A 16,851-nucleotide genomic window follows, 5' to 3' on the forward strand; every position below is an offset into this window, starting at 1 on the left:
GAGGATGGTTCATTTGGCTTATGATCCCGTCCAGCCAAAGCTTAAGCCGAATGGCCGTTGCCGAAAGCGCAGCTCAAGAAATCCGTCGATTTGTTGAATTGCATCAATCCGGATCGGCGTTGAATCAAATTGCCTCGCTTGATGATCTCGATGCATTGTTGAAGCAGGTCGAAAGCCCTTTGGCTGCCTCACTTATTCCGCTTGAGCAGGCGACGCGTCCCCCCAAGATTCTGGTGGATTCTGGCGTAACAGAATCAAAGGTGCCCTGGCGAATTCTTCAGTGCCCTGGTGGTCCTTTGGTACTGCAGATGATCTGTGAAAAGGTTAATTTTGCCCTCTGGATTCAGGAGTGTTGATGATGGCTAACTCTGAACTTGAGCGTTTCGTCCAGGCGATTGCTGATGATCACGGACTCGCCACGGGAATCAAGACGCTTGGCTCCCATTACGACATCGTTGCTTACGCCAACATCCGCGGCTACGCGATCACCTTGGCGGAATGGGGAAGATATCTGGCCATGGATTGGTTGCAGACCTCCGATGCCGATCTGGCCTCTGTTCACCGGGCCGATCCAGCCCATTGGAGCTGGGCGTTCCGTCAATTGTCCCGCTGGCGTGCGCTCTTGATGGATGGTGCTGAATCCGAGGGAATGCTTGGCCCCGCAGATTTTGCAGTGACCCGGGATCAGTCCGTTGCCCAGCCGGCTAGCGCCCCGGCATCCAGCCTGACGGATGCAGAGAAAGATGCGGCTTTGGCGTCGTTCATCCAGCTGGTGAAAACACGGCCTGATCTCAAGGACCAGGTGAAATCAGCACGGAACCAAGATGAGGTGATTGGCTTGGCCCAAGCTCAGGGTTTTGCCATTGATTCGCTCACACTGTTGCGGAGTTGGAGTCAGGTGTCTGACTTCAGCAAACCCACCTGGTTTGGCTGGTTTGATGATTGATCGCTTCAGCTGATCTCCGCATAGCGGGTGCGTGTGGTGCCGCGTTTGGCCCAATAGGTCACCAGTGACTCACCACCGGGTCTGGGAACTGCTGCTGTGGCACGCAGGATTTTGAAGGTCCGCCTTGGCCCCATCGGCCAGTTGCCGGCAGCTGCAATTTTTCGCACGCGTCCACCGATGGCTTCAATGCAACGCTCGAATTTTTCGAGGTGGGTTTGATCCACCGTTTCAAAGATGAAATCGGTTCCTTCGCAAATCAGATGCTGCGACCGGATCCAGGTTTTCAGTTGTTTCTCGGCTTCAATTGCAGACATCGTCTAGCCGCTCAGACGAGGAGGTTGCTCACCACTGGAGCCAGTTCTGGTCCAGCTCGTTCCCGAGGTGAGCCACACGTTTGAACCGCAGCGGCCCATGCTCGGAGCCCCAGCGCTGCTCATCCGTGTCGGGGTCAAAGCCTCGATCGCGACTGATCCAGTCTGTGGCGTTGACATCCACTTCGCTGACCAAATACGTCAGCCGGCCATCCCGGGGAACCATGCAGTTCTTGCCGGGTTCCACTTCACCCAGGTATCGACCGGATTCAACCTCGCGAAAGTGCATCCCACAGCCACAACGTGGCTTCAGAGACTCAGGCTTGAGGCTGTTGAGGAGTTCAGGGCGTTGGCCTGCACCAGCCAACCGGATGGGATCAGCGAAACCGTAGTTCTCAACGATGAAAGTTTCACCCTCGGCCGGGAGCAATCGATGAATGCCTTGGCGATAGGGCCTCCAGGGGTCATGGTCATAACTTTGCTCTGAATAAAATCCAGGTGCTTTCAGAACATCCCAGGGAAGCGGCCGAAAAAAGATATTGATGTGAGCGAAATCCTTGGGGTTCTCCTGAGATTGTTGGAGATTGCTGTAGTGCCCTGCGAGCGTCTTGGCGAAGATGAGCAGAGCCTCGTTGTTGTCTGACATTGGCGTGGGATCAGCTGCTCAGGCGCCGCACTTCTGAAGCAAAGGACGTTTGCAACACACCTGATCCAGCCGATGTGCGGAGCACGGAGGAGCGGCAGCGAACATGCTCCGAGACAAACCAGATGCGTTCTTCGGCGATGGATTGCTCGTATTGCGTGGTGAGCAGAAATGTTCCGTCGCTGAGAAAGCTATAGCTGGATTCCGCTGGCGCTGCTTCTGCATAGCCAACACTCCGAAGCAGAACGCCTTTGCTGTCATCACTTGGAATGGGCACAATCAGGCATGAACCGGATGACACCTCATTGGGATCATCTGGTTCCCAGTCGCTTTCGGCAGCCCAAGTCATCCGAAACGGTGCCGAAACCTCTGAACCTTCACTCAGGCTCGACGATTGAATCAAGTTGTTGATCTCTTGATCGGAAGATTCAATCCGTGATATTTGTACTTCACTGAGGACTTCTTCAAATTGCTGAAAAGCGAGGGAGTGGCCGGATCGCATTGATCGCCATGTTCCCTCGCTTTGAGCAACAAATTGCTCGATGTTCATTTGGTGCTGGAGTCGGTCTCAGCCTTCAGATCAGGACGGCTGTTCTGCACCATGTTCACCATGGAGTCGATCATCATCGACATGGCAACAGGAACGGAGGAGACAGAAGACTGAAAGCCCTGATTCGATCCCGGCTTGCTGTTGGTGGGTTGACGAAGGATGGGCATGATTCAAAAGCTGGCGGTTTCAGGAGATGAAATCTCCCTGGATTCACCGATTGGGTCCAGACGTTTCAGGCCCCAATCATGACGGACTGATCCGGCCGCAAGGGCCGGATCAGCACAAGGATTAAGCGTTCGCAATAGAAAGAATGTTTCCACCCTGAGCCTGGATGCTCTGAATGGTGCGGGACAGGGAGGCGTAGCTCACCACCGAGCGCTGGGCTGAGCGACGCACGGCACCAAGCTGAACGCGGGAGGTCCAGAGGATGGTGAAGCGGTTGCCGCCGCCAACCACTTTTCTGGTGCCCGCTGCCGTGGGATTCGAGTTGGAGGCCAGGCTCACCTGCAGCACAGAGCCTTGATCGGCATCGAAGCCAGCGAAGCCAGGATCCATGGCCTGGTTGCGCTGGTAGGCCACGGTGCTTTCGCCGTCGACGCTCGTTTGGGTACGGGCGTAGGGAACCGAGTCGATGCCGAAGTTGTTCAGATACTCATCGCTGTAGGTGTAGCTGGCGATTTCGGCTTCGAAACCTTCGTCGGCCAGGCGACGCACGTGCTCACTGATTTCAGCCTGATCCCGGGGAGGACGACCCAGCAGGTGCTTGAAGTTCAGTTCAACGAAGCGGTAGGGATTGTTGGTCTCGAGGAAAAGCCGCCGGTAGCTCTCCGACTGAGCCAGTGCTGTAACCAGACCCTGAACAGTGAGGTCGCCGTTGATGAAGAGAGCTTCGATGGAGGGCTGAACGTCCAGCTCCATCAGGTGGCGGTTGCCGAAGACCTGCCGGTACACGGCACGAATGATGTCTTCAGCGTGGCTGCGATCTTTGTTGGCGGGTGTGGCCAGGGTGGCAGTGGTCATGGTTTGAGGGGAGGTGCGTCGAAAGGGGCCGGCATCGAAGTGAGGGTGATGGGCCCCTTGAGGGAGGGGGGATGTTGAGCGGGTCGAAATGACCCTTGCGATCACATCACTTCGGTGATGGAGACGATCCGGCCGCCGCGGGCGTGGATGTACTTCATCTGGCTGCTCATGTCCTTACCGGAGACGAGGTAACTCGCATTCGGCGTGCGCTGGCGTCCGCCGCGCGGCTGAGCCTGAACCACGATGCGGAAGCGCTTCGTGGTTGCAGAGGGAGATCCGGCCACAGCACCGTTCCGGTTGGTCCGGCTCGTGGTGGTTCTCCAGCCACTGGGGACGGAGTTGGTGGCCATTGAGGTCACCAGGGATGCGCTGTTGAGCACGGCATCGCTGGCTGCAAAACCTTCAGCCAGCGAGAGGTGACGGTTGAAGGCCACCTGTGCCCGACCTTCTTCGGAGAGGATGCGCATGTAGGGCACCGTGTCTTCACCGAAGGTGTTCTGGTACTCAGCGCTGTCGAGGTAGCTGTTGATCTCTGCCTCGTAGCCGTCGTTGGCCAGGATCTGGATGTGCTCACTCAGTTCGGCCTGAGACTTGGGTGCCCGGCCCAGGAAGTGCTTGAAGTTGAGCTCAACGAAGCGGTACGGGGCGTTGGTTTCGAAGAAACGGCGGCTGTACTCAGGGGAGAGCGCGATGGCCCGCACCAGTTCTCTTGTGCTGAGATAGCCCTCGGCGTAACGGCTTTCAGCGGCCATTGCACGCTCCGACTCCATCAGGTGGGGGTTGCCCATCACCTGGCGGTAGGTGGCACGAATCAGACCATTGATCTGATCGGCGCTGTCACCCGGGCAGCGTTGGAACACTTCCTGCTCCCGCTGTCCCAGGCCGAAACCGACGTAGGCGTCGTTGCGGATCGGGGTGGAATCTCCACCATCGCTGCTGGTGCGCTTCTTGGCAGCGAACTGTGCGGTGGTGCCAAGTCCGCTGGGTTGCGCGCCGCCGGTGAAGCTGCCTCCGGAGGGCAGCTGGATGTAGGCCGTGGTGTTGCGTGCCAAGCCATTGGCAAGCTGGCTGCTGCTGCCGATGGCGCTGTCGCTGATGGCGAAGCCGCGTTCGAGCGTCGCCATGCGGGCGAAGCTGTTGTTGGGGATGCCAGCAGCGGACGTGAAGGAGCGGGTGTAAGGCACCACGTCGTCACCAAACACTTCGGCGTATTCAGCGCCATCGACGATGAAATCGATCACGGTCTCGTGGCCAGCGCTCGCCAGCAGTGAAATGTGCGCCGACATCTCGGCCTGATCCACGGGAGGACGGCCCAGCAGGTGCTTCAGGTTCAGTTCGATGCCGCGCTGAGGGGCTACACCCTCGAAAAAGCGGGCTTTGTAGAAGGAGGTTTTGGCCAGGCCGCGAACGAAATCGCGGGTGGTGAGCTCGCCATTGCCGTAACGGGCTTCCAGCTCAGCCGAACGCTCGTTGTCCATCACGTGGGCGTTGCCGTACACCTGGCGGTACGCAGCACTGATGGCTGTGGCCAGGGCGGCGGAGTCGTCCGGTGCGTAGCGCTGGGCGGTGACGCCATGGGGGCAATCCTCATGATTGCGGGGCCCGATGGCGATCTTCATCGAAGCGCAGGATTGGCGGAGGAATTCGCCGTTGCTCAGGGCTGCTTTTGCGGATGCGTTGCGGGTCCTGCTGAAGGAGACGGGAGCATCGTTGAGGGAGGCGGCGCCGAAGCCTTGTGAGGCAGACATGGTGGGAGGCGGATGAGGGGAGAAAAGGTGTTGCGGAGTGAGTTCGAATCAGAGGCGGCGATGCGGGGTCATGCGCGAACTCCCGGGCAGCCGCCCTGCTGATCGATCAAGGAACTCAGTTCACAGGCGTGATGCTGGCGATCTTGCCGCCTTCGGCATGGATGCGCTTGAACTGCTCGGAGAGCTTGTCGAAGGGCACGAAGTACACCCGGTTGGAGCGGGTGTAGCGGGAGATCCGGCGCACGTTGTTGGCGCTGTAGCCGGTGACTTCCACCCGGTAGGTCTTGCCCTGTTCGCCGGCACCCACGCCATGGCGGGTGGGAGCGTCCTGCAGGTTCTTGGAGGGACGGAAGCTCCAGCCGGTGGCTTCGGTGGAGGAGGGGGGCACCACCGCCATCGGGCGGTTCTGGTAGGCGTTGCCGCCGAGCTTGCTGCTGATCCCGGAAAGATCGCCTTTCAGGCTGCTGCTGCTGTTGCCACGCAGCAGCTGGAAGCTCCAGGTGAACTCCTGCAGGGTGGTGCAGGATTCAGTCTTCCAGCCCCGCTGGAAGGGAACGGTCCACTCGCCGTAGGTGTCCTGGTAGTCGGCGCTGTCGATGAAGCTGTCGATGTCGGCTTCATAGCCGTGGCTGTCGAGCCGTTCGGCGTGAGCACGCATCTCATCGAAGTCCACGGGGGCGCGTCCCAGCAGGTGACGGAAGGCCAGCTCGATGTAGCGGTATCGGGAGCAGGCGTCGAAGAAGCGATCGCGGTACAGCTCGCTCTTGGCGATGCGGCGCACCAGCTCTCTCACGCTGATTTCGCCCAGCTTGAACTGGGACTCAGCCACGAGCTGACGCTCGCTCTCCATCACATAGGCATTGCCCAGCACCTGCTTGTAAACGGCGCGGATGATTTGTTCCTTCTTGGCGTCGTCATCACCAGGGATGAGTTCCAGAGGAGCTTCGCTTTCTTGCGAGAAACGCTCGACCCCGAGCAGAGAGGCAGGACCGAAGGGCATGGACAACCTGACGTGTGCGTCACGCCATGGTCATTCAGAAGTAGTGGCGTGGAGCGGGTTCTTTATAAAGCTCAATCAAATGTGTCCGAATGTTGCGTGACATGACGATTCGGCCCCCGGTTTTCGGGTGGTGGATCGGGGTAATCCTTCTCACGACAAGGATTTGAGGCTGTCGCGTGTGGTGCTCCGCGTCAGGGGATTCCAGCAGTCGAGTTCTTCGAAGGGGCGGGCCAAGAGCGCATCACGCTGCCCACTGAGCCCTGTGGTGAGGGAGAAATCGGCTCCTTTGATCGATTCCGCGCTCTCCAGTCCTGCTTCGGAGAGGTCGGCGCCGCGAAAATCGGCGAAGTCCAGCTGGCACGTGCCAAAGCGGGTCCCCCGGCACATGGCACCCCGCAGGATTGCGTGACGAAGATCCGATCCCACCAGTCGAACGTTGTCGAGCAGGGCACCACTCAGGTCAGCTCCGCTGAGATAGGCCCCCATCAGCACGGCGCCGCGCAGATCCATGCCCCGCAGGTCGGTGCTGTTCAAGAACACACCACTCAGCCTTGCTTTGGGGCCGACGGCCCCGCTGCTGAGCAGATCAAACCCTTCCGGTACGCGGGTGCTGGCGTCGTAGCGCGCCAGGCGCAGGTCGGCTCCCTCCAGCTGGCAGCTGGAGAGGTCGGTTCCCCTCAGATCAGCGCGACAGAGATTGGCGCCACGCAGGTCGCCCTTTTCAACAGTCACTCCCCGCCAATCAGCGCCCCGGGCATCAACCGCGCCATCCAGTGACCCTGAGGCCAGGGTCTGTTCCGGCGGTTGCCAGGTGTCCAGATTCAGGGGGTTGGAGAGCGCCGTCAAGGAAGTCAGCTGCGAAGCATCGAGAAGGCGATGGTAAGGACCACACGGCCCAGCTCGAATCCGCCGACAACCGCCAGGCCCAGCCAGAGCTTGAGGGCGAAGGCAGGAGGTTGGCCATTGACCCAGGCCGATGACATCTCCAGCTGCTGCATCTGAGCGGCCTGGTCGCTGGGAGCTCGATCCTGCAAGGCATCGCGCCAGTCGGCCCCGTAGCGCGGGAATTGCTGGTAAATCGGGGTCTCGCCCAGGGATCGACCCGGCAACACCCGCGAGCGTTGCTGAGGAACCAGGTCGTAGCCGAAGCTCTCCATGTATTCAGGGCTGTCGAGCACTGCGTCGACAAAGGCTGTGAAGCCCTTTTCGCCGATCACGATCGACCAGGCGCGGCGTTCGGCGTCGCCATGGGTCGGGCGGCCGAGCACCCGTCCCACCACCTGATCCACCATCCGGTAGTTGGAGCTGCACTGGTAGTAGCCCTGCTGGAAGCGTTCCGAGAGCAGCAGGCCTCGGATGAAATCCCGCACCGTGATGTTGCCGCTGCGGAGTTGTGATTCCAGGAATGGTTCGCGATCACTGCGCATCGCATGGAAGAAGACCTGGCGGTAGGCCTTTTCGATCACGGCATCCATGTCGCTGCGGTTGGTGTCGTCACCTGCAGCAGAGGAGGGATAGAGCTGGCTCTGAACGGTGCTGTTGTCTCCGGCGAGATTGCTCACCCGACCGTTCTGCGTGCTGAGCGGGTACCCAAGGAGCGGGATGGCCATGGCGTGCGCCGTGAGTAGAAATACTTGCCGGAAATCTTCCCTTGAAGAAACTGTTTTCAGGCCAGGGGCTTATCAGCTCTTAACTGCAGTTTTGTTGAGCTGATCTCTCAGGTGTTGGAAGCAGTCGCTGATCAGCTGTCGGTCGTTCGATCGCGAGACCCCTTCCAGCGCAAGCTTTTTGAGCTGAATGAGGGCGATGTTCATCCCCTCGATGGGCACGTTCATCCGTCTGTACAGCTCTCTCAGGGCGGCCATGCCGCTCGGGTTTGTAAAGCAGCTCTGGTTGCAGGCCACCGCGTAGATGACCACGCGTAGAAAGTTCCAGCAGTCCCGCCAGCAGGCCTCTGCCCTGTCCTGCGGGTGAAGAGCTCCGCCCAGTTGCACCAGATGCGGTTGGGTTGCAAGCAGCTGTGCCCGGGCCTGGTTCACCAGGTGATCCGATCGTTGGATCAGGCTGCTGGGGAGCGACTGATCAATGCCGGAGGCCTGGCAGATCGTCGTCAGCTCCTCACTCGTGAGCTGGCGTTGGGCTTGATCAGCACGCTCAAGAATGCGGCGTGTGGCCTGCGGCAAATCTTGGTTGAGGCTCAGCCCTTGAACCTGGGCGGTCTGCACCAGGGTTTTGAAGTCGGTGTTTTGAAGGTTCAAGGGTTAACGCTGGCCACCGGTGTGGCAATCAGCCAGCCGTGGCGTTCCAGGTAAAAAGCCCACACCAGGTCGTCCCCCAGGCCAGGACAACGGCTGATGGCTGCTTCCGTGAGTTCAGTTGGTACCCCCAACTGCGTTAACAGCCAGCCGACGGCGTCTGGGCTTGATGCCGTCGCTGTGCGGATGGCAGATCCCACCACCCAGGTCAGGCGGGTGTCCTTGAGGTCTCCATTGCTTTCTTCGCAAGCCAGCAGAAGGTTGGCCGCCGTGGTGTGTTGATCAAATGTCTCCTGCCAGAGCGCGATGTTTTCATCGCGGAGGTTGATCCGAAAACAACCGTCTCCCACCGGTAGATCCAGCTCACCGCTGCTGCCGGCCTGGTTCTGCAGGGTGGCAATTCTCGGATCTGCCAGTGCGCTCATCGAGAAACGCCGATCAACTCGAATGTAACCAGTGTCCAGGAATTTCCTCGACCCAGTCAGCGGTTCGTGGGAATCGACATGGATCGGCTGTCATCCCCCAGGGCTCCTGTCAGGAGTGGGTGTTGGAGGGCGCCTCTGAGGATTTCTTTTTCAGCACACCGGTGATGGTGGCCAGAGCAAACATGGCCAGCAGAGCCAAGCCCAGAGTGAGGCTGGCGCCCTTAGCGGCACCAGCTCCAACAGCCACGAGGATCGAATCGCTGATCAGGACGCTGATCAGCAGTGCCGGAGCGAATAGACGCCAGTGGGTGCGGCTGATCCCGATGGCATAGCTGAGGAAATCAAACAGCCCGGTCATCAGCAGGCCTGTCATCAGGAAGAAGTTGCCCTCCAGCTGGTTCTTGCTGAAGCCATCGATGCGTTTCATCGCGCTGGCCCCCACCAGACGGCTCACCGGTCCGCGTCCCCAGCGGCGGGCAATGAAAAAAGCCGCGCTGCAGAACACCAGGTCCGAAAGGATGATCGTGAGGTAGCCCGCTTTGAAGCCAAGCAGCGAGCCTGCCAGGAGGGAATACACCGAACTGGGCAGCGCCGGCAGGATGATGCTCACCCCCCGCAGCAGGAACAGGCCGAGTGGGGCCCAGATGCCCATGTCATTTACGGCGCTTTGCAGCGGTGCGATGCCGTATCGCTGCAGATAAACGACGGCAACAATGAAGATGGCGATCCAGGCACTGACCTTCAGCCCCGTCTTCAGCCTGGACATCTCTTCAATCGCTCGAAAGCCCTGGGGAATGTAGGCCAGTCGTGGCTTTTCCCAGGGCCGTGGACATGAAGCTCAGCATCGATACCATCAGCGAAATTTCTCAACACGAGGCCAGCCCGGTGACCACCACCTCCCCGCGCACCGCGTTCGAGCAACAGCTGTGCACCCATTTGCTCAGTCTCAGTGAAGTGGTGGAAACGCTGGCGGATCGGTTGATGGAGCTGGAGACGCGGTTGGTCGCCGTTGAGGGCCAGCAGCTGGAAGATGCGGAGATCGCCGCGGTCAGTGATGACGCCGGCGAACTGCTCCTGGCCAGTGAAGAAAAGGTGCGGATGCTTCGGGATCGTCTGAGCCCAGGCGAGGTCGTGGAGCTGCACGCTGATTCCCTCGCCGAGGAGGCGTCAGCAGCGCACGATCACGACACCCCAGAAGCTCCTGAAATGGAGATGGGGGGGATGGATGACGACCGAGTCGAGGATGAGGCCTTAAGTGATGAGCCCCTCAGCGATGACACGGAATATGTGGATGATCCCCAGATCGATCTGCTCTCCGCTTGATCAGGCCAGTTCCAGTAACCTGATCCGGAAGGCGGCCACCTGGCGTGCCATCTCTGGGGAACTGATCAGGAAGGGGTGATCGGCCATCGCCTCGAGCACGGCTTCGAGATGCTCTTCCTGGCTGAGTTCAGCCTTGTTGCTGCTTCGCAGTTGCTTCCAGGTGCGGTCAAACACCATGGCAAAACTGTCGGCGTTGTCGAAAACGCGATCTGTGCCTGCATCTGGAGAGATGAATGACACGGCAGTTTTGGCATCAATGTGATGCCAGGACCCAGATTTGAACTGGGGGCGTTGCGACAATTCGCCCCTTAAAGCGCTCAATCTGTATAGCAGCGATACTAAAAATGCCCTTTTTGGACGTTTTTGCTTGCTGCTCCCATACCGCTCCCATACCATCGGGATGATTTGCGGTAGGTCCGAACCACTCCTGGAAGGTGTTTCGGTAGGGGAACTCTATGGGACGGTCGCTGCCACAGGAATGGATCGACGGCACCCTTCACACCCTCAACGTGGTGCGTGACCTGGGGGGCAAAGGGAACATCCCCCACACCTCTCTATCGGTCGTCCGTCAGAAACCCAGTGCGAACAGCAGAAAGACCAAGAACCTCCAGTGGCGCTTCCTGCCGGAGAAAGCAGATGACCCTCGTCCATTTGCTGGCAAAACCAACCGGGGGCGGGGGAAGCGCATCTATATAGAAGGGACTTGCGGGACTACCGACCCTTGGGAAGCAGCAAAGGTCGCGGTCGCTGCCTCTCAACAGAAGTGGCAGGACCTCCTCTCACAGTCCCAAGTGCGGGAAGTGGAGAAGCAACACGCTCTGTCGGTCTATTGGGAGCGTTGGTATGCCAAGGCGGAATTGGAACCACGGAATAACCAAAACCGCTGGTTGAGCGACAAGAGGAACCTTTGGAACGGGACCACAGGCATAGGCGTTCAACCCTGGGCGACGGTCAAAAGCATTCAGGCGATCACGAGCAACGACTTTTTGGAGTTCTTTCGTCTCGTCAGGGAGAACTGTGAAGCGAAGGGCAACTCAGGAGAAGAGACCAGAAGGCAATACAAGACCCTTATCCGCAACCTGTTCAAAGAGGCGAAGGCAGATTTCCCTGCGCTGTCCTGCCCTGAGTTGCCTGCGCTTAAGAAGAGCGTGCGTCAGAAGCGGATCAAACCAGATGACCTGATGGAGGAACTGATCCAGGAGACCTACGCAAACAAGACCAAGAGAAAGTGATGAAAGGCATTCACAAGAGGTATTTGGATCGCACTACAAGAAGGATCTTCGATAGGTCCATGGAGATCTACGGGCAGACGCTTTGGTGATTAAGCACCACCGATATCTGCCGTAGGCGCTTTTTTAATCACTGCCTTCCAGTGATCGAGATGTAATGACATCAAACTCCTAAAGAAGAGCGTACGCATCCTCGAACCGCTCAGCATCTCTGAGTTCTTGGACCTTATGATTCCACCAGATTCCAGTGTCGATAATTGCTTGGAGTTGTTCAGGTGAGGGGTTAAATCCTGATCTTCCAAACATAAAAGTCCTTCTGATTTCACGGAAGAGTATCTGCTGAGAGAAGAAAAGCAAGTAAATGAAGATAAAGTAAGATTTACCTATGGATCTAATCTTTGGGATAGATATGATCGGTTCCTTCTGCTTAATTTTGGGTCCTGCGCTACCTCCAGAGGAGGTGCATTCATAAGAGGTATTGGACCACGCCCAATATTGAATTTAAGAGATCTGAAGGAGTTGGATTAGGTCTGATAATTCGTCTATCTGAGCAGGTTGTTTGTCCCTGTTATCAACAAAGGTCACCTCATACCCCTCGTAGTTCTTCATTAAATCCAGTTCCACGACGTCTCCGTTCAGGAACATCCGTACGTTGATCCCCCAGTCAGCGCACTGAACCAGGAGTGACTCCACCTTGTCCTCCTTCAAGTCGGTTAGGAGAGAGCGGATGGTTTCTTCGGTTTGCACTGCGTCCATTGGTCCCTCGGGTGTCAGGGAATATCCGCGGAGTCAGAATCCAGCGGCAGGGGACTGGAGTTCAGAGTCGTTCCGTCTGCCCCTTTTGACTCCTGTTCTGCTCTGGTCAATCTCTCCACCAGGTTCAGGGTGTCGTGAGGGGACAAATCACCGTCATCGCCCCACTTGAGACTGGAAAGGTCAGGCGGGCACATGAGGGGTAAGGCAAGTATCTGTGCAACCTAAGGACGTGAGATCCCTGTTGTGCCAATGCTCCCCGAAGATTCATGGAAGAAATGCTGAATTGAGTGTCCTTGCGATACCGAACTGGTTGGGAGTGGTTTTAACCGCGCAGAACCCGACCACCCAGGCATTGCGCGGAGATGGTCCAGAACCCCGCCGCTGCTTTCAGGAGTTCTCGATTTGGAGCGAACTCCTCTGTTCGCCAAAAAAGGGGCGCATTGTCCAACCCAACAAAAATCACTCGATTGACTTCCTGGGGTTTTGGGACTCGCTTGTGCGGGTTCCATACAAGGTCGTTCTCAAAAAGCAGAGCAGTGCCTGAATTGGCGGCGTCCTGGGTGAAGAAGGACCAAGTGGTTTGGCGGTATTGCTTGGGTTTGCTGGACATAAATATTCCAAGTCGTTTGTCGTCCTGGATCAGAACTCCTCGAAGTGCCGTAGGGGTTCGCTCTTCCAATCGAATGGAAATGGTGGGGACCTCTTCGCTGGTTACTTCGCAGACCAATGGCAGTGGTTCTGCACTCGCAGGCATCGCTGACAGAAGCAGAAGGAGTAATGCCCTCATTCGCTGTCCTCTTCGGATGCCCAGTACGTAAGTTGTAACCCCCGCTACAACGTTCTTTACACTTCTCCACACCTTTTTCCACAGAAAGTCTTAACGCCAAGATTTGCTCCGATGGTGCTCTGAGGCACAGACCCTTCCGGTCGTCAGGCGAAGACTGGGCGCCGCATCTTTTGGTTAATGAGGGATGGGCACTGGAGAGAAGGTGATCACGCCCATCCCGTCAGCAGTACCCAATGCGTTATCTGCGGTAGGGCATTGCAGTTGCCTTCATCGTTTGCCCTTGATGAGGTGACTTGTGCGAACTGCCGCCTAAGGCAAAAAAAAGTCGTCGAGGAGTGGGGCGACTAGTCACCTACCAGCACCTCGTTGATTCGGTCTTCGAGCGTCCTGTTCTCATCTGCAGGAGCAATGGCATCACCAGTTGCCCTGAGTAGGTCAGCAGTGATCTGCCTCGCGTCTTGGTTGGTGAAGAGGAGGAACCCCAGACCAACACCCAAAAGGATCTTCAGCACGGCACCTCTTCCTGTTGCTGAATGATCCGACGAACCATCGATGTCGTCATCCCCATTGCTGAAGCGATGGTTCCGTATCCATCTCCTCTCGAGCGACTGAATCTTCCGATTTCCCCCCTTGACCAATCCCCGCAAACCTGGAGTAGAACATATGAACTACTCATGAGGAGGGTTCGATGTCGGAAGAGGAATGGGATTTTGTGGATGGTCTGAAGCAGACCAGGTCCTCGTGCGTCTGCATGACCTGCCAGCACTTCTCCTATGTCTGCGACCAGCACTGCCACACGTTGTTGACCTGTGGTCTTCAGCGTCGTCAGGTCCCGCATGGCGAACATCTGACGAAGAGGTGCCGCAACTGGATGGTCCGCAGGGAAGCGGAAATGGGTTGGTGTCCGGAGGTGGCGTGATGCAAGAGGGATGGTTGATCGATGCCAACGACCATTGGGTCTGGCGGTTTCACCAGGACAACTCCGCCTGGGTGAGAGATCCCAAGGTCTTTATTGACCGAGGGCGTCAGATGCCCGAAGGTCCACCGCTGCTCAAGGAGCGCCGATATCTGAGGAAAGACGTCGCAGAGCAGTTGTGGAAGTCGCTTCAGACGCAGGGGTGGAAGAAGACAAGACCGCTGTGGGGTGCGACTGCTGAACCCTGAAGCAGGTCTTTTTACGGATGTCTTGCCTTGGCGGTATTCCTAGAAAAAGAGCACGACACCTACGGAACCGCACTTCATTAGGACGGGGTTAGGTGCCAAGGGGCGGGTCACTCCCGCCCTTCTTCATGGGTAGGCATCTTTAGAGGCAGGGTCGGAAACCTCTGAAGACGCCTGACTGGGGCGTTTCTGCTGAAGAACCTAGAAGCAGTGTCTGACGTCTTGCTTCCGCTGGGATTAGACAGTTGAAAGATCGTCACTTCCCTGACATGTCTGCTAGGTGCGTCAATTGCCAGAACTTCCAGGGAGAACCTTGTTTCAGCGGCATTTGCCGTGTGTGGCAGCACATTGTTCCTGCTTGGCGCTCGCGCTTCTTCAGGTGTGAGCACTGGACGCCCCAGCGGTTCGGCAACCCGTAAGCACAAATGCTTATTAGGCGGTGTTAGACCAGTCGTATCGCATGAGAGCGAGGAACCCAGGAGGTCAAACACTCCTGGGTCTTTTCTTGGAAAACGCTCACGGCACCCACGGCAGTACCCCCTCATCGGTGAGGGTGGTCGTCGCTTGGCGTCGTCCCGCCCAGCGGCACTTTCAGTTTCCGAGGGACCGATAGGGATACCGGTCCTTTTTTGGTGTCTATGGGGCGCAGAAAGGGGTAGTTCCGCTCATGCCCTAGTGCTCTGAACCCCCTTAGAACAGGAATGAGGTCAGAGACCGATGAAGCAGTAACCAGGTCTCAACGACCTTCAGGGGGGTCCCGCACCCCCCTTTTAAATGCGCGCTTCTACGCATGGCGGCAGCACTCCAGGGACGTGAAAGTTCCATCAACCCTCTCTGGAGGGGTGAATGCGTCTTCTTGGGAGGGACTAGGGAACCCTCCTTTTTTGTGCGTCCCGTGACCCAAGTAGTCCTTTGGTCGTTATGGCGACGTTGTGTTGCCATCCCTCGCGCCATCCTCTGGGTGCTTCCTTTTCGGTGAAAGGGGGCGATGCGTCGAACGCGGGGGTGCTTAGGGAACACCCCCACTTTTTTGGCAGTTTGTAAAAAGTGCTCTCGACGCTTCCTTTGCACCGGTGATGCTGGGGATGGACCTCCCGGTTCGACGCATTCATACCCCGATTGGGCGGCATTCCCTGCCGCCTTTTTTATTGCTTACGGACGACCGAACCATGAGCGGTCCTCACCACCTTTTCTGACGGTTCTCCTACTCCTCACTGGAGAAGACCAGGAGGAAGGTGATGGGGCGTCAGAACGAGAGGACGGGACCTCTGGGGTGTGGGCACTCCAGAGGTCTTTTTTTGCCCTTGAGTAGGGGAAATCTGGGGACCTTTCCCCGTCTGACCGAAAGGGCGTGCTCCCCTACTGCTCCCCTACCGTTACGGCAAAATTCAATTGGGTGCTTGAGGCACTAAAAAGGAACGTAATAACACCATATATGGTGCTTTCACGTGCCTTTTTAGGCGTTTTCGGGAAATGCCAGGACCCAGATTTGAACTGGGGACACGGCGATTTTCAGTCGCCTGCTCTACCAACTGAGCTATCCCGGCGCGCCGCCGAAGCGACAACGGAATCTTAAACCACCGCCTGCGCTCCCTTGCGGGGGTTCGTGCCAGGCAGATCAATCCAGCCACGCGGTGGCCAGCAGCTTCAAGGGCCTGACGGGCAGCCAAAGCGGTGGACCCGGTCGTGAGGATGTCGTCCACGAGCCAGACCGAGCAGTGGGCTCCTTGTCTGTCCAAGGGGCAGGCCTGGAACGCCCCGATCAGGTTGGTTTCGCGTTGGCGTTTGTTCAGATGGTGTTGGCTTAACCCGGCACGGGTGCGGTGCAGCAGCTCTGTCGTTGGCCGGTCCAATCCCAGGGCGATGCGCTGCGGCAAGGGGTTGGATCGTTGCCGCTTCCAGCTTGGAATCGGCACCAGCACCGCTGTTGCAGGCAGGGTGAAGCGGTCAGACAGCAGCTGAACCAAGGCCGCAAGCGCTTTGCCTTGGCGCTGTTGACGCAGCTTCAGCAGCAGCTGGCGCAGCTGGCCTGCGTAAGCCCCGAGAGCACACCACGGCAAGGGCAGCAAGCCCTTGAGTCCCTGACAAGGGAGAGCAAGGGCATCGAGGCACGTGGTGCAGGGAGCCGTCGGCGGCAGTGGGTTGTCCCAAGGTCCATAGCAGATCGGGCAGCGACGCTCGATCAGAAGGGTTTGGGCAAAGCTCAGGAGCGCGCGATGCACAGCAGGTCGGTCGCTGCAACAAGCGTTCCCCTGTTGGGCTGAATCGCTCCGAGATCAGGCGCCTTCTTTGGGCATCGCCCGCAGCATCGCCACCAAGGTGCGGTGGGCGTCTTCGCTGTCGGTGAGGGTGTGATCAAAGGCAATGCTGACGCTGGCGCCATCCACCTCCAGTTCCATGGTTTCTGCTTTCACAGACACCATGCGCGCTGCAGCGGGATTGCTTACGCCGCCGTAGTGCTTGGCGTAGGCGAGCACCGCTTCGGCATGGTCGTCGTTCATGTGTTTGCAGATCCGTGTGCTGACGGCATCAGTGAGGGGGTCTGCAGGCATTGGGATCAAACAGGTGAGTGCAATCTTTGCAGTGATCGGCTCAAGCGAAGCGCTCGATCAACAAAAGGCCGAGGCGAATGCCACTGAAGCCCACGTACCCGGCCAGAACGACGAAAAGGCCGATGGCCAGACCATCGCGGAGCTT

19 protein-coding genes and 1 tRNA gene are annotated in these 16,851 nt (G+C 58.0%); 5 read left to right on the forward strand and 15 right to left on the reverse strand.

Annotated elements, in window-relative coordinates; genetic code table 11:
• The first annotated feature begins 50 nt into the window (after positions 1-50).
• Together DXY04_RS00760 and DXY04_RS00765 are read left to right on the forward strand one after the other, a co-directional pair.
• Positions 51-356 (forward strand): hypothetical protein, encoded by a 306-nt coding sequence (locus DXY04_RS00760; RefSeq protein ID WP_115160592.1) that lies wholly within the window; start codon positions 51-53, stop codon positions 354-356.
• Positions 357-358: 2 nt separating this feature from the next.
• Complete coding sequence (locus DXY04_RS00765; RefSeq protein ID WP_115160616.1) at positions 359-946, forward strand: Nif11-like leader peptide family natural product precursor; 588 nt, start codon at positions 359-361, stop codon at positions 944-946.
• 5 nt (positions 947-951) lie between these two features.
• Here the strand turns inward: DXY04_RS00765 and DXY04_RS00770 are convergent, their stop codons facing one another.
• The 12 genes from DXY04_RS00770 to DXY04_RS00820 all read right to left on the reverse strand — a co-directional run bounded on the left by DXY04_RS00770 (position 952) and on the right by DXY04_RS00820 (position 9,664).
• The gene (locus DXY04_RS00770) at positions 952-1,260 is read right to left on the reverse strand and encodes a CpeR family transcriptional regulator (protein ID WP_114987367.1); all 309 of its coding nucleotides are present in this window, start codon (positions 1,258-1,260) and stop codon (positions 952-954) included.
• A gap of 28 nt (positions 1,261-1,288) precedes the next feature.
• Positions 1,289-1,903: a chromophore lyase CpcT/CpeT gene (locus tag DXY04_RS00775; RefSeq protein ID WP_115160593.1), complete on the reverse strand. Its 615-nt coding sequence runs from the start codon at positions 1,901-1,903 to the stop codon at positions 1,289-1,291.
• Between the two features lie 10 nt (positions 1,904-1,913).
• Positions 1,914-2,450: a phycobiliprotein lyase gene (locus DXY04_RS00780; RefSeq protein WP_115160594.1), complete on the reverse strand. Its 537-nt coding sequence runs from the start codon at positions 2,448-2,450 to the stop codon at positions 1,914-1,916.
• Complete coding sequence (locus DXY04_RS11900; protein ID WP_170951285.1) at positions 2,447-2,617, reverse strand: hypothetical protein; 171 nt, start codon at positions 2,615-2,617, stop codon at positions 2,447-2,449. The genes DXY04_RS00780 and DXY04_RS11900 overlap by 4 nt, the downstream gene beginning before the upstream one ends.
• A gap of 121 nt (positions 2,618-2,738) precedes the next feature.
• Positions 2,739-3,470, reverse strand: a complete 732-nt coding sequence (locus DXY04_RS00785; RefSeq protein WP_115160595.1) for a phycobilisome rod-core linker polypeptide — start codon at positions 3,468-3,470, stop codon at positions 2,739-2,741.
• A gap of 101 nt (positions 3,471-3,571) precedes the next feature.
• Positions 3,572-5,218, reverse strand: coding sequence for a phycobilisome rod-core linker polypeptide (locus tag DXY04_RS00790; protein ID WP_115160596.1), 1,647 nt, complete (start codon positions 5,216-5,218; stop codon positions 3,572-3,574).
• 115 nt (positions 5,219-5,333) lie between these two features.
• Entirely contained in the window at positions 5,334-6,218 is an 885-nt protein-coding gene (locus DXY04_RS00795; protein WP_114987441.1) for a phycobilisome linker polypeptide, read from the reverse strand.
• Between the two features lie 150 nt (positions 6,219-6,368).
• Complete coding sequence (locus tag DXY04_RS00800) at positions 6,369-7,064, reverse strand: pentapeptide repeat-containing protein (RefSeq protein ID WP_244278527.1); 696 nt, start codon at positions 7,062-7,064, stop codon at positions 6,369-6,371.
• Positions 7,065-7,069: 5 nt separating this feature from the next.
• Positions 7,070-7,828, reverse strand: a complete 759-nt coding sequence (locus DXY04_RS00805; RefSeq protein ID WP_115160597.1) for a phycobilisome rod-core linker polypeptide — start codon at positions 7,826-7,828, stop codon at positions 7,070-7,072.
• Positions 7,829-7,900: 72 nt separating this feature from the next.
• Positions 7,901-8,476, reverse strand: a complete 576-nt coding sequence (locus DXY04_RS00810) for a phycobilisome polypeptide (protein WP_115160598.1) — start codon at positions 8,474-8,476, stop codon at positions 7,901-7,903.
• Entirely contained in the window at positions 8,473-8,898 is a 426-nt protein-coding gene (locus DXY04_RS00815) for a hypothetical protein (RefSeq protein WP_115132297.1), read from the reverse strand. Before DXY04_RS00815 ends, DXY04_RS00810 begins: the two co-directional genes overlap by 4 nt.
• Before the next feature lie 109 nt (positions 8,899-9,007).
• Entirely contained in the window at positions 9,008-9,664 is a 657-nt protein-coding gene (locus DXY04_RS00820) for a TVP38/TMEM64 family protein (protein WP_115160599.1), read from the reverse strand.
• A 41-nt stretch (positions 9,665-9,705) separates the two neighbouring features.
• Here DXY04_RS00820 and DXY04_RS00825 point away from each other — a divergent pair, with 41 nt between their 5' ends.
• Positions 9,706-10,221 carry a hypothetical protein gene (locus tag DXY04_RS00825; RefSeq protein WP_244278528.1) on the forward strand — a complete coding sequence of 172 codons (516 nt, stop codon included), beginning with the start codon at positions 9,706-9,708 and terminating at the stop codon, positions 10,219-10,221.
• On the opposite strand, the gene DXY04_RS00830 is transcribed toward DXY04_RS00825, so the two are convergent.
• Entirely contained in the window at positions 10,222-10,461 is a 240-nt protein-coding gene (locus DXY04_RS00830; RefSeq protein WP_115160618.1) for a hypothetical protein, read from the reverse strand.
• A 215-nt stretch (positions 10,462-10,676) separates the two neighbouring features.
• Between DXY04_RS00830 and DXY04_RS00835 the strand changes: the two genes are divergently transcribed.
• A complete protein-coding gene (locus tag DXY04_RS00835; protein ID WP_115160600.1) occupies positions 10,677-11,453 on the forward strand; it encodes a hypothetical protein in 777 nt (258 codons plus the stop codon).
• A gap of 2,398 nt (positions 11,454-13,851) precedes the next feature.
• A complete protein-coding gene (locus tag DXY04_RS00855; RefSeq protein ID WP_371634494.1) occupies positions 13,852-14,157 on the forward strand; it encodes a DUF1651 domain-containing protein in 306 nt (101 codons plus the stop codon).
• A gap of 1,471 nt (positions 14,158-15,628) precedes the next feature.
• Here the strand turns inward: DXY04_RS00855 and DXY04_RS00860 are convergent.
• Positions 15,629-15,701, reverse strand: a tRNA-Phe gene (locus DXY04_RS00860).
• A gap of 729 nt (positions 15,702-16,430) precedes the next feature.
• Entirely contained in the window at positions 16,431-16,706 is a 276-nt protein-coding gene (locus DXY04_RS00870) for a DUF2470 domain-containing protein (protein ID WP_011363472.1), read from the reverse strand.
• Between the last annotated feature and the right edge of the window lie 145 nt (positions 16,707-16,851).

It is taken from the genome of Synechococcus sp. UW86, from assembly GCF_900474085.1.
GTDB lineage: Bacteria > Cyanobacteriota > Cyanobacteriia > PCC-6307 > Cyanobiaceae > Parasynechococcus.